Origin of the sequence: Peribacillus sp. NPDC096448 (assembly GCF_044762675.1) — a bacterium.
GTDB classification, from domain to species: domain Bacteria; phylum Bacillota; class Bacilli; order Bacillales; family DSM-1321; genus Peribacillus; species Peribacillus frigoritolerans_B.
Genome location: NZ_JBIWEU010000012.1, coordinates 60,348 through 73,886, shown reverse-complemented (window position 1 = coordinate 73,886; position 13,539 = coordinate 60,348). Strand labels below are relative to the sequence as shown.

At 40.3% G+C, this 13,539-nt stretch carries 9 protein-coding genes, 2 pseudogenes and 1 riboswitch; of the genes and pseudogenes, 8 read left to right on the top strand and 3 right to left on the bottom strand.

Features of this window, described 5'->3' with window-relative positions; all coding sequences use genetic code 11:
- The first annotated feature begins 122 nt into the window (after nt 1-122).
- The 6 genes and pseudogenes from ACIQ0C_RS19690 (at nt 123) to ACIQ0C_RS19665 (ending at nt 8,224) form a co-directional block, all read left to right on the top strand.
- Nucleotides 123-3,725 carry a CDP-glycerol glycerophosphotransferase family protein gene (locus ACIQ0C_RS19690; protein ID WP_403063033.1) on the top strand — a complete coding sequence of 1,201 codons (3,603 nt, stop codon included), beginning with the start codon at nt 123-125 and terminating at the stop codon, nt 3,723-3,725.
- A 93-nt stretch (nt 3,726-3,818) separates the two neighbouring features.
- Nucleotides 3,819-4,790, top strand: coding sequence for a UDP-glucose 4-epimerase GalE (gene galE / locus ACIQ0C_RS19685; protein WP_402840439.1), 972 nt, complete (start codon nt 3,819-3,821; stop codon nt 4,788-4,790).
- A 263-nt stretch (nt 4,791-5,053) separates the two neighbouring features.
- Nucleotides 5,054-5,922 (top strand): annotated as a pseudogene (locus tag ACIQ0C_RS19680) (PhzF family phenazine biosynthesis protein).
- 372 nt (nt 5,923-6,294) lie between these two features.
- A pseudogene (locus ACIQ0C_RS19675) lies at nt 6,295-6,996 on the top strand (class I SAM-dependent methyltransferase).
- An 83-nt stretch (nt 6,997-7,079) separates the two neighbouring features.
- The gene (locus ACIQ0C_RS19670; protein WP_403063030.1) at nt 7,080-7,256 is read left to right on the top strand and encodes a hypothetical protein; all 177 of its coding nucleotides are present in this window, start codon (nt 7,080-7,082) and stop codon (nt 7,254-7,256) included.
- Nucleotides 7,257-7,390: 134 nt separating this feature from the next.
- Nucleotides 7,391-8,224, top strand: coding sequence for an STAS domain-containing protein (locus tag ACIQ0C_RS19665; protein ID WP_403063027.1), 834 nt, complete (start codon nt 7,391-7,393; stop codon nt 8,222-8,224).
- Nucleotides 8,225-8,359: 135 nt separating this feature from the next.
- Here ACIQ0C_RS19665 and ACIQ0C_RS19660 read toward each other — a convergent pair whose 3' ends face one another.
- Together ACIQ0C_RS19660 and ACIQ0C_RS19655 are read right to left on the bottom strand one after the other, a co-directional pair.
- Nucleotides 8,360-9,016 (bottom strand): potassium channel family protein, encoded by a 657-nt coding sequence (locus ACIQ0C_RS19660; protein WP_402840431.1) that lies wholly within the window; start codon nt 9,014-9,016, stop codon nt 8,360-8,362.
- A 23-nt stretch (nt 9,017-9,039) separates the two neighbouring features.
- A complete protein-coding gene (locus ACIQ0C_RS19655) occupies nt 9,040-10,377 on the bottom strand; it encodes a TrkH family potassium uptake protein (protein WP_403063025.1) in 1,338 nt (445 codons plus the stop codon).
- Nucleotides 10,378-10,549: 172 nt separating this feature from the next.
- Nucleotides 10,550-10,692: riboswitch (cyclic di-AMP (ydaO/yuaA leader) on the bottom strand.
- Between the two features lie 331 nt (nt 10,693-11,023).
- Here ACIQ0C_RS19655 and ACIQ0C_RS19650 point away from each other — a divergent pair.
- Both ACIQ0C_RS19650 and ACIQ0C_RS19645 read left to right on the top strand, forming a co-directional pair.
- Nucleotides 11,024-11,215 carry a hypothetical protein gene (locus ACIQ0C_RS19650; protein WP_076370632.1) on the top strand — a complete coding sequence of 64 codons (192 nt, stop codon included), beginning with the start codon at nt 11,024-11,026 and terminating at the stop codon, nt 11,213-11,215.
- A gap of 347 nt (nt 11,216-11,562) precedes the next feature.
- Nucleotides 11,563-12,822 carry an MFS transporter gene (locus ACIQ0C_RS19645; protein ID WP_403063022.1) on the top strand — a complete coding sequence of 420 codons (1,260 nt, stop codon included), beginning with the start codon at nt 11,563-11,565 and terminating at the stop codon, nt 12,820-12,822.
- A gap of 45 nt (nt 12,823-12,867) precedes the next feature.
- Here the strand turns inward: ACIQ0C_RS19645 and ACIQ0C_RS19640 are convergent, their stop codons facing one another.
- Nucleotides 12,868-13,467, bottom strand: coding sequence for a TetR/AcrR family transcriptional regulator (locus ACIQ0C_RS19640; protein WP_402840422.1), 600 nt, complete (start codon nt 13,465-13,467; stop codon nt 12,868-12,870).
- Nucleotides 13,468-13,539: the final 72 nt, after the last annotated feature.

Genomic DNA, 13,539 nt, shown 5'->3' with positions numbered 1-13,539 from the left:
AGAGTAATTATTTATAAAAAATCTCCAACTATTGATCATTCATAGTTGTTATTTTTGGTTAATGAAATGCAAACATAATTTTGAATGGTGAATATAAATCCATAAAAGGGGATGCCTATTTAGTGAATAAGAAGGTAATAAAAAGAAAAGTCGATTTCCTTAAACAGCCTATTGTTAATTTCCTATTAAAGGAAAATCATCAGCGTGTAAATAGATATGCAAAGTATTATGAGAAATTAAAAATTCAAAAAAACACGATTCTATATGAGAGCCGTGATGGTAACAGTATGACTGACAGTCCATACGCGATGTTTAAATATATGCTGGAAAATCAGGACTATCAAGATTTTATGCACATTTGGTCCATCCAGGATTTCAGTGTCCTCTCAGGTGTAATAGCGAAGTATAAGGATATGCCGAATGTTCAATTTGTTCAGCGTAATTCAAAGGAATATTTAAAGTGGTTGGCAACAAGTGAGTATTTAATCAATAATTCCACATTCCAGTCTTTCTTCATCCCTAAAAGCGATCAAGTTTACATCAATACCTGGCATGGAACGCCCCTTAAGAATATGGGCTTTGATATACCCGGTAACCCTTCGGTCTCTCAAAACGTCGTCAGGAACTTTTTGAGTGCAGATTTCATTTTGAGCCCTAATGCCCATACTACGAACATATTTACACATAGCTATAAGTTAAATGGATTGTATAAAGGTGAAATAATAGAAGAAGGATATCCGAGGATCGATTTGACGCTCAATACGGATCCGGGGGAGTATAAGGATTATCTAAGGACCCTGGGTTTGAAAATCAGTGATGCTAAGGAAAATATTTTATATGCCCCGACCTGGAAGGGGACGAACCTGGCCAAGGTAGATAACGATCTTCTTCAAATCATTGCAGATATTAATTATTTACAAAGTCAAATCGGTGAACAATATAACCTATTTATTAAGGTGCATCCATTTCTATATAAAGAAGCGGCCAAGCATTCGGAAATCAAGGATCGGCTAATACCAGACCATGTGGATACAAATGAATTGCTTGCTGCAGTCGATTTGCTTATCACGGATTATTCCAGCATTTTCTTTGATTACCTTGTTACCGATAAGCCAATTCTATTTTACACTTGGGATACGGACGTTTATGCAGAGCAAAGGGGACAATATCTCCAAAATGATGAACTTCCGGGACCAATGCTTTTTAACTCAAAAGAATTGGCGCTAGCCATTAAAGACATTAAAAATGTGAAATTGAGATATTCCGATAAATATAAAAAAATGCAGGAAAAATTCACGAACCATGAGGATGGAAAAGTAACGGAGAGAATAGTCAAAAATATTTTCAATAAGTCTACGAAACAACTGAACACAATTACCGGGCTGGATTCCGCAAAGGAAAAAATATTAATTTATCCAGGCGGTTTGAGGGATAACGGGATTACATCCTCTTTCCTTAACTTAATGAATAATATTGATTATGATAAATATGATGTCAGCTGTTTCACTGCCACTCCTCACTCGTACGAGGTTTTGAAAAATATGGGCAAGGTTAATAAGAATGTGCGTTTTCTATTCAAACCAGGCTTGCCTGTGTATAAAATTTTGGAAGTCTACAAAGATAAATTCATCCATAACAGAGGGGAAAGAGGTTTCTTAGGGAAGAAGCTTTACCCGGAAAATGCCTATATTAGGGAGCATGCACGTTTATTCGGCAAAACAAAGTTTGATTTTGTTATCGATTTTAGCGGTTATAGCCATTATTGGGCGAAATACCTGCTGGCGGCAGATGCAAAAAAGAAAGTTTGCTATATGCATAATGATTTGCTTTCTGATAGTGAGCGCATCATTAACGGAAAGAGACCTCACCGTATTAATCTAAGAGGGATATTTTCGGTATACAATCGATTTGATAAACTGGTAAGCGTTTCTGAGGGAACGATGGAATTAAACCGAAAGAATCTATTGGAGTATGCAGACTTCGATAAATTTGATTTTGTAATGAATTCTATCAACCCGGATAAAATCCTTCAAATCGAGTCAAATGAACCTGAAGTTATCGAAAATGATGAAAAGGCAATGATCACAGAAAACTTCAAAGCAAGGGCGATATTATGGGATGTCAAGGATAACCCTGTTTGGAATACCCTTCCGGGAATTTCGAATGCCGCTCAATTTCCATTGGAAGAACGATTTGAAGGTGCTGAAATCGTGATTTCGAGAAAAGCCCATGCTGATCAAAAGACTTTTTACAAATTCAGCCATGACAATCAAATAATAGGCTGGATTAGTGAAGAAGCTGTGGAGCTGCTGCCAGACAGCATCATTTATGAAAAAGAAGTGGATAAAATTGCAAGGTTAGTAAGACCTCGATCGAACTATATTTGGTCCCTGCCGTATAAAGTTGAAGGAACGTACAAAGTTTCCGGCAGTCATGATTTTAAAGGGGTCATTGTAAAAGTTGATAGGGAAGCAAAAACCCAGCATTCGATTTATAGCAGAATATCTGTAAAAGACAAGATAATAGGCTGGATAGATAATGCTGCTTTATCCATCCTTGAACATTGTACAATCAATGAAGACATGAGCTTTAATGACAAGCTGCAAATCATGATGAAAAGAAAGTATATAATATCGAGAAACTATAAAAACAATAAAAAGTTCATTGATAAGATCGAGAATAGAACGCTGAAGGAAATAAACACCGGCAATCAGAAGTACGGAAAAATAGCTAACCCGGAAGATCATACAATCTGGACGAAGGCATATCCGAACTACAAGGCTAAAAGAGTGAGCAAGGCAATCGATTTTGAAGGGCAAATCGTCCGAATCATAAAGTATAACAGAACCAACAAAGGCGGCTATTACCTTTTCGAAATCGATAATAAGAAAATAGGCTGGTTAAATACGGGGGCATTCGAAATCATAGAAGAGCCAATCCTGTTAAAGGAACGGGAAGTGCGCGGCACTGCCGAAATTAACTTGGGCGATTATCATATTTGGGATAAGCCTTATGGACTGCAAGATGCCATGGTCTTGGAAAATGGGCCAACCTTTAATGGCCGGATTGTGGAATTCGATAAAGAAGCGGTTACTCAACTTGGTACTTATGCCCATATATTATTGGGTGGGATATCTATAGGCTGGATCGATAAACAGGCGTTAATCGTACAAGAGGTCCATGGATTGGAAGTGAATGATCAGTTCGTTCCATATCCTGATAAAAATGATTTTAACTTTGTCAATATGGGAAGGTTATCTCCTGAAAAAGGGCAAGATAATTTGATTCGTGCATTCGCAGGCTTTCATGAGAAACACAAAAATAGTAAACTGTATATTTTAGGACAAGGACCTTTAAAGGAAGATTTGCAGGCAATCATTGATGAGCTGGACTTAAATCATTCCATTCATCTTTTGGGCCAGCTTGAAAATCCATTTTCGTTCATGGAAAAATGTGACTGCTTCGTTCTTTCCTCACATTATGAAGGGCAGCCTATGGTTTTATTGGAGGCCATGACGTTAGGAATGAAAATCATGGCTACGGATATTGTGGCTAACCGAACCGTTTTGGAAAACGGTAAATATGGTTTACTTGTCGAAAATAGCATAGATGGACTGGAAAAGGGCTTATCTACCATGGTTAATAATGATAATCCTAAACTAGCGAAGTTTGATTACACCCAATATAATGGATTGGCCATGGAAACCTTCAATAAATGCTTATAAAATGAGGGAGGTTCTATTAATAGAGCCTCACATATATAGGTTGCGGAATTGGTTATGATTCATTTAAGCTTAAAGTAAAAGGGGAAATTCTATATGATTTTGGTCGTTGGCGGTGCAGGATATATTGGAAGTCATCTTGTAAAAGAGTTAGTGAAAACTGAAGAGGTTGTCATTCTGGATAATCTCTCAACTGGATTTCGTTCGCTGGTCGATTCGAAGGCCATCTTGGTGGAAGGGAATTTAGGGGATGAAGCGGTCTTGAATGAAATATTCCTTAAATATCCCATTAAAGCTGTTATGCACTTTGCCGCCAATAGCTTGGTCGGGGAGTCTGTTCAAGATCCTTATAAATATTATGATAATAATGTAGGTGCCACTCTTACATTGTTGAATACCATGCTCAAGCATGATGTTAAGAATTTCATTTTTTCATCAACGGCAGCTACGTACGGGATACCAAATGTGGATATGATTGATGAAGATCAGCCAACCAATCCGATTAACCCATATGGCCGCTCAAAATTGATGGTAGAGCAAATCTTAGGGGACTTTGCAAATGCATATGGACTCCATTATGTCGTCTTGCGTTACTTTAATGCGGCCGGAGCACATGCGTCAGCAGAAATCGGTGAAAGCCATGATCCGGAAACACACCTGATTCCTATCATTTTACAGCATTTATTAGGTCAACGTGAGAAGATTTCCGTGTTTGGAACGGACTATGATACAGAAGATGGCACTTGCATTCGCGATTATATCCATGTAACGGATTTAGCCCAAGCTCATATAATCGCGCTTCAAGCCCTATTATCCGGGAAGAAGGATACGGCCATCTACAATCTTGGGAATGGAAAAGGGTTTTCGGTTAAGGATGTAATCGACACTTGCGAAAAAGTCACAGGAGTTAAACCGACTGTAGAGTATGCAGACCGTCGCCCTGGAGATCCAGCCCGCCTGGTAGCTTCGGCCAATAAGATATATGAAGAACTTGGTTGGAAAGCATCAATAGATTTGGAAGAAATCATTGAAAGTGCGTGGAAATGGCATAAATCTCAAATGAATTAATGGTCCCTTGGGGGCCGAAAGTCGTTTCAGACTGCAGGCAAACTCTAAGAAATCCGAGTTTGCCTGCAGTTTTTTTATTAGGTTGCAGCTGATTTCAGAGATCCGCTCCCTTTCCGCCGGCTGTCTGCCAAGCCTCATCAAAGCAAGCGCCTGTGGGGTCGGCAATGGTTGTTTCACTTAATAAGGACGAAAAAGGGATATTGATAGAGATATAGAATTACTATTCAAGAGAAGCACCATTCATTTAATAGGAGATGTTAGATTTGAAAACGGTAAGGGTTTTTCATTACGATGCGTTCAGCAGTAAACCGAATAAAGGAAATCCGGCAGGTGTGGTTTTAGATGCGGATGGACTGACGGAAAAGGAAATGCAGGTTATAGCGATGAAGGTCGGGTTCAATGAAACCGCTTTTCCCATGGAGTCCGATATTGCCGATCTTAGAATCCGTTATTTTACACCGGGGCACGAAATGAACCTTTGCGGACACGCGACAATGGCCACCATCCATGCACTGAAGACCAGGGGATTGTTGAATAAAGATGAGCTGATGATTGAAACAGGAGCGGGAATATTGCCAATCAAGATCCATACGACGGCGGATCTTGATATATATATTACGATGAAGCGTTTAACGGAGATAAAGTTGGCTTAGCCAGTTCCCTCGGACTTGATATAGAAGATCTAGAAGCGGAATTGCCTATTATTTATGGAAGTACAGGTTTATGGACTTTACTGATTCCGATAAAAGACCGCAATGCATTCAAAAAGATGAAGGCGAACAATAACCTGTTTCCACAAATATTAAAGGAAATGCCAAGAGCTTCCGTTCATCCCTTTTGCCTGGAAACGTACGATCAGGATGCCCATATCCATGCCCGGCATTTTTCCTCGCCATTTTCGGGTACGCTTGAAGACCCGGTTACAGGAACGGCTTCAGGTGTAATGGGCGCTTATTATGCAAAATACATAAAGGATGATCTTGAAGATGAGGTGCAACTGTTAATCGAACAAGGACATGAAATCGGAAAGGATGGCAGAGTTCACGTTACGGCTACCAAAAACGATGACACATATGATATTGAAATCACCGGGAATGCTGTCTACGTTAAAGAGTTTGAAGTGAAAGTCTAAAGGTTCGGCAGGGGGGATGGGCGGTTGAATGATAAGCATATCTGAATAGAGCTTTAGTTTTGTTATTTGGAAGCTAAACCTGACCCGTTGTAAAGAGCATGTAATATTTGACATGCATGTATAAAATCCCTGTCTTCCCTAACATGGATAATGAGCTGATCGCCAGGTTATTAAGTAAGAATGGATCATACCATCAGAAGGCAGTTTGAATGCATTTTTGATACCTTTAAATTCCAGTGACCATTATATAAACAACAAGGTCCAATGGTGTCTGATCGTCATATGTAACACATTTTTGATGCAGCTGTTACATAGGCACTGGCCGAAATCAGTATAATTAAATGGCGGGATACAATGGAAGAGGTGATGGTTTTGTCGGAAACGATTACAACCTACGAAGATCTATTGAACATGCTGGACTCATTATTGCGTGAGCCAGCTGGGTTCTAGGATGGTTTTTATGAAGACCGTGAAAGAGGGGTTCCCTTTTTTTGGGATTTCCCTGATGAGAATTTGGTTTCATATTTTGATGATCGGTTAATTGGGCCAGGAAAGGTTCTTGAGCTTGGATGCGGACCTGGGAGAAATGCCATTTACCTTGCTCAAAAGGGCTGTTCCGTTGATGCGGTGGACATTTCGAAGGAAGCCCTTGAATGGGGAAAAGAACGGGCAGCAGATAAAAATGTCCACGTGAACTTCATTCAAAGGAATATTTTTGATTTGGATATTGCAAAAGGGCAATATGACTTCGTGTATGATTCAGGTTGTTTTCACCATATTGCTCCACATCGAAGGATCAATTATTTGGAGATGGTGAAAAAAGCATTAAGGCCTAAGGGGTTGTATTCGATTACTTGTTTTGTCGAAGGCGGCATATTGGGTGGGGCAGACATCTCGGATTGGGAAGTATATAGGCAGAGGAGCCTTAAAGGCGGATTAGGTTTTACTGAAGAAAAACTCAGACTGATCTTCAATGAATTTGAAGCGGTGGAAATACGGAAAATGAGGAGAATGGAACAAACGGATGAAAGCTTTGGGGTGCAAGGTTTATGGACGGCTTTATTTATGAAGTGAGAAGGCGAAATGGCTTTAAACGGAGGATCTGGGATCAGGTCCTTTTTTTGTAATGAAGAAAAGTGGGGATTTGTTAACAAAAAATGAAAATGGTAAACTATAACAACACTATAAAGTTTTGGGAACGTAGATTTACCAGAATGATAGATGAAGGTTTTGCTGATCTTTTTTTAAAAAAACAGTGGTTGCATGGTTTTAAAAACAGCTGGGAAGGTATATGGAAAGAGGGGGAAATGGGGCATCAGATCATAAGATTTTAAGTATGGAAGAGGTTGTCTTCGATGCTTGCTTTTTGATGATATTTCAATAACCTGACAATGCCGATTTCAGCGTTAGGTTTATCGACTGCTGAGACCAATTGAATGCTTTATAAAAAACTAAATAGGAGGAGTTTATGCACATAAATAAAGAATTATATTCCTTTTTATTGGGTGTGGCAGCACAATTGACTGAGGATTGGTACACATCATTGAAAAAAAGTGATAAGTCGGGTGTTTATAGTTCATCCGATCCCAAAGTGATTAAAAAACTTAAGCAGCAAAATAATGAATTTCATTTACGTTTCTTTCAGGTCTTTGATACAGAGGAGAGAGAATTCTTTAAGCAGCTTGGTGATTGGATTGAAGATATGGGTCAGGATGAGCAGCATTTAAACACACCCATCTATTTTATATTGAGGGAGTTTTTCCGAACGCAAGAGCAATACCTGGATTATATTGACCGGTTTGTGGAATTGCATGGGGACAAATATACACAGGAGGAAGTAAATTCCTGGTATCGGATAGTGGTGAAGGTGTTCAGTGAAGTGATGGAGAGGTTCACTGAAGCGAATCATAGATATGCCAATAAAATCATGAAGGCACAACAGGCAACGATCGATGAATTGAGCACACCCATCATTTCGCTTAAAGAAAACACGGCGCTGCTTCCCCTGATAGGCGATATTGACACGATGAGGGGCATGTCCTTGCTTGAAAACACATTACAAAAGTGCGCTGGAAAAAATGTCACCAGACTTTTCATTGATCTATCTGGCGTTCATGCAATAGATAGCGGATCGGCACACCAGCTGTCTCAATTGATTGAATCCTTACATTTGATAGGAATTCAAACAACCCTTTCAGGACTTCGGCCGGAAATAGCCATGACTGCCGTTAAGCTTCAACTGCCTTTTGATAAAGTGACGATAAAGTCCACTCTTGCCCAAGCAATCCGTACGACAAAATAATACATACATATCCAGGGCGCGGGGATGCTCGTTATACATTTCATCGAGAAGACCTCCATATGGCGGTCTTCCCGCATGTATTAGCATTCAAAATAGGTATCGGGCTACATAAAGCAAGAGCCGGAACCTTCCGGATTATTCAATATTGGCAAAGACGGCTAGATCTTCTTTATTGCCAACCACTAAAAGCATATCTTTTTCATGGATATCCTGATCCGGTGAGGGTGCTATGATAATTTCTCCATTACTCACGATGGCAATGACGCTAATATTATATTTTGCCCGCAAATCAAGCTCCCTGAGGCTTTTACCCTTCATACTCTTGGGGAGGATGATCTCCTCGATATTGTATTCTTTAGAAAGCTCTATATAGTTCAGCATGTTAGGGGAAAGAAGCTGATTCGCGACCCGTTCCCCCATATCCCTCTCAGGATAGATGACCCAGTCGGCACCGATTTTAGTGAGCACCTGACCGTGATTTTTATTAAGTGCCTTGGCGATGACTTTTTTGACCCCAAGCTCTTTTAAAAGCAAGGTAGTTAAAATGCTCGATTGCATGTCATTTCCGATGGCTACGATGACACAATCGAAATTACGGATTCCGATTGCTTTTAATGTCTCTTCTTCTGTCGTATCTGCCATGACCGCATGGGTAACGTTCAGATCCGCATTCTCGACTCTTTCCTCGTTGACATCAATACCCAATACCTCTTGGCCGGCCGAATATAATCTATGGGCCACGCTGGTTCCGAATCTGCCTAAACCGATCACGGCATATTGTCGTTTTCCCATCGTTTACACTCCTTCATTCATTATTAACCAATCATGATTTTTCCTTTTGGACGTCGGAACGGATCTGGTTTGCGCCTCATGGCGATAGCGAAGGCCAAAGTCAAAGGACCAACACGGCCTGCAAACATCGTGAAAATGATGAGCATCCTGCCAACCGGTGATAATTCTGGGGTCAAACCCATTGAAAGTCCCACGGTGGCGAATGCTGAAGTGGCTTCGAACAAAATCATCAAGAAGTCAGTTCCGCTTTCGGTGATGGTCAGCAGAATGGAGATGAGCGAAACCATGAATACGCCAATGAATGTTACGGATAATGCTTTAAAAATCGTTTCAGTCACAATGCGGTGACGGAATAAGACCACATCACCCTTTCCTTTAATCTGTGACCAAACCGTTCCGACAATCGTCGCCAATGTAGTCGTTTTAATCCCGCCGCCAGTCGATCCGGGTGAAGCCCCGACGAACATCAAGAAAATGATGAGCAGTAATGTAGGCTGAGTCAAATCAGGGATATTCAGCGTATTGGAGCCGGCTGTCCTTGGTGATACCGATTGAAATAAAGATGACAGTATTTTACCCATGAAAGATAAAGGCTGCAATGTCTTTGGATTACCGAACTCGAATAAAAAGATTAAAATTGCGCCGGTAACCGTAAGGGTCAAGCTAGTCATCAGAACCACCTTCGTATGTACGGATAAACGATGGGTGTCACGATATTCGTATAGTTCATTCATCACGATGAAGCCTATTCCGCCAAACGTGATGAGGAAGGCGACGGTAAGCGTTACGAATGGATCCGATACATATGGGGTCAAACTCCTGAATTCCCCCATTAAATCAAAGCCGGCATTATTGAAATTCGAGATGGAATGAAAAAACCCGTAATAGATCGCTTTTCCCATTGGCATATCAAAAGAAAAGCGAATCGATAAGATAAGGGCACCCACGCCTTCAATGATGGCCGTGAAAATTAAAAGCCGTTTCACTAACCTGACTATACCTGCCATGGATAGATTATTTAAGGACTCCTGCAAGAGTAACCTGCCCTTTAAAGAAATCTTTTTGCCTAGAAGGAAAAAGAAAAACGTCGCAAATGACATGAACCCTAAACCGCCTATCTGAATCAGTGTTAAGATGACCAACTCACCAAAAGTGGTGAAGGTCGATCCCGTATCCACTACGACCAGTCCTGTTACACAAGTAGCTGAGGTTGCGGTGAATAAAGCATCCAGAAAAGAAAGGCCATCGCCATTTTCAGTGGAAATCGGCAGGGTCAATAAATAGGACCCGATAAGTATCAGGATGGCAAACCCGAGTACAAGTATTTTGGGCGGATCTAACAAATTTTTTGCTTTTATCAAATTGATCATCCCTACTTATAAAAATGAAATGTGTAAAACTGTATGAATATCTTAACCATCAATCCTCATTCCGACTCTTTTTAAAGGCATAATAAAAAGACCTGCGAAAACATCGAACAGCTATTGCTCCTGAAAAAACGCGCAAAAAAGCTCCCGAAATAGGCGGTCTTATGACCTCCTTCGCTTTAGCCGACGAAGTTAGCTGACGGGTAGGATGGCGAAAGAGCTGATCTCATCCCTTCTGCAAGGCAGAATTAACCCCAAATGATTGGGTCCTCCGTACTCAATTCCCTTGAGTTTAGGCCGAAATATATTAAATTGATAAACGTATTCTACTCCCATCATTTAGCAGTTGTAAACCCCTAAATTGTAAAAAAATATTTCTTTAATAAAACTGAAAATTTACGTTTTATTTACATTGAAAAAACGTATTGACAAATATTAGTTAGCACATTATGATAGGTTCGATTAATCCGATTATGATAACCGGCAACGATGAACTTTATTCAATACTTTCAAGCAGAACAAGCTATTGCCAATCAAAATTTGTAATATATATATTATGTTTCTTTTGTAAAACATAAAGAAAAAAGCATTGCATTCGTATTTAAAGATTCAATACATTTTATTAAAAAGGCGGGCAATTATGGAGAAGACGTTCAATAGATATGTTATTAATGCTACAGGCAAGGGTGGCCAGACATATTTAACACAATGCCAGGATAAAGATGCACTAAGGAAATGGATAGCCGATCATGAGGATCAAATCATCATGGATGAGTTAAGGATAACGGATAAGAAAAAGAATCCGTTTTTAAAATTGTTTTCCCTAAGGTAATTCAATTGATTCAACATTCATTAGCGGTATTCAATTATGATCTATCCAGGAACGCCGAGCGAAAAATCCATATCTTGTTTTGCTTTTAAACTCATTTATTTTGAATGAGTTTTTTTTGCGTTATTTACAGTTTTGAACCATCAATGTTAAAATTTAGTAATGGCAATGTGGACGTAAAGAAGAGGAAAGTAAATGAAATGACCACTTTCCGAAAGAGCCCCGAAAGCAGCCGAGGATAGTTGGGGATGTATAGTGACGCATGGGAGTGGCACCGCAAATCGATCTCGTCCCGAGAGGCATTGGCTTGGGGACGGGGTTTTTTATGTACGGTCAAAGGGGGAGAAGCGATGACATTAAGAAATACATTAGTATCCTGGAAATACCCCTCCATTCTATTGTGCGGAATAGGTATCTCCAACTTCGGTTCTTGGGTTTATTTCATTGCACTTAATTTAATCGTTCTGGATATGACTGATTCAGCCTTGGCGGTAGCTGGGCTTTATATCGTTAAACCGATTGCTGCCATATTTACGAATGTGTGGGCAGGGAGCGTGATCGACCGGATAAATAAGCGGAATCTAATGGCGGCACTTGACATATTTCGCACGGTATTCTTAGTCTTGCTGCCATTGACTTCTTCTATTTGGGTCATCTATTCCCTTGTGTTCGTGATCAATATGGCAGGGGCCATGTTCGGAACAACATCAAGGTCGTATATTACAAAATTAATTCCCGTTGAACAGAGGAAACGATTTAACTCCTTACGAAGCTTAATGGATTCTGGGGCTTTTTTGATTGGACCGGCGCTAGCGGGTATCCTTTTCTTGATCGGTACGCCCGTTTTAGCGATTTATATTAACGCGGCTGCCTTATTATTATCCGGTATCATCACTTTATTCATGCCTGATCTTGAAAAGGATCATCCCCTTGAACAATCCAGTCGTTACCTGTCTTGGACCATCATGAAAAAGGATTGGGGCATCGTCCTGGACTTCAGCCGGAAATCTTCCTATATCATGCTCATTTATTTCTTATTCAGCTGCATGGTGGTGATGGAAACGGCCATCGACTCCCAAGAAGCGGCGTTTGCCAAGGCCGTGCTCCTTTTGTCGGACAGCGATTACGGATTCCTTGTAAGCATCGCAGGGGCAGGCATCATTGCTGGCGCCATAGTCAATGCCGTCTTCATCAGTAAAGTGAAAATCTCGCACATGATTGGTCTTGGATCTTTATTTGTCTCGATAGGTTATATGATCTATGCCTTTTCGAATTCCTTTTCACTGGCCGCCATCGGATTTTTCATCATTGCCTTTTCATTGGCTTTTGCCAATACCGGCTTTCAAACCTTTTATCAAAATAATATTCCGGTGGAGATCATGGGCAGGGTCGGAAGTGTTTTTGGCTTGTTAGAAGCTTTATTGATCATCATTACTACCGCAATTGTTGGTTTTTCAGCCCATTTCATTTCGATTCGGTTCGTGGTGATTTCAGGTTCCTTGATCATGTTCGCTTTATCAATTTTATTGTCGATGCTTAGTATGAAGGCCTCCAAGAGGAGGTATTATTCCCTTGGTGATGTAGAGGTAGAAGCGAAGGAAAAGATGTAATCCGATTTAAAGGCATGTTGATGGAACATGCCTTTAATGAATCGTTCATTGGATGAAATTGCGCAATTGGCTGATGAAGTTCAAGATTTGAAAATGGATTTTCGCCATTTCTTCCGCCGTTTGTTCTTCACAGTTCTCCAGCCACTCAGTAATCACTCCTAAAATAGCCGATGTCAGGAAGGCGTGCATATACATGCGGAATGCTTCATTTTTTGCTGCTGGATGCAGGCTGATCAAACGCTCCAATAGTACTTCACCGAATACCCGCTTTATTTTTTTTGCAAAAGAAGGATCGCCCTGATCACCAAGGATGGCCCTTAATGCGTGAGCATGTTCGCTGATGAATTGAAAAATCGCTATGAAAGGCGGGTAAAGTTGCTGTTGATGAAGAGCCAAAAAAGCCTCTTTCGGCAAAATGGCAGTAATGCGGGTTCGAAGTTCATTTAACAATTCCTGCTGTAAGTGATCCATCAATTCATATTTATCTGTGTAATGCAAATAGAATGTACCCCGATTAATGTTGGCGCGCTCTGCAATTTTCTTCACTGATACATGTGAGAACCCCTCTGCTTCAACAAGTGCAATAAAATGATGCTGTATTTGCATTTTCGTCTTTTGTACCATATCCTCATGAATCGATGCCATGGAATGTCTCCTTCACTGAACATTTTTCCAAATGTGTTGATTGTATTAGACCGAATGCTACCTTAGAATGAT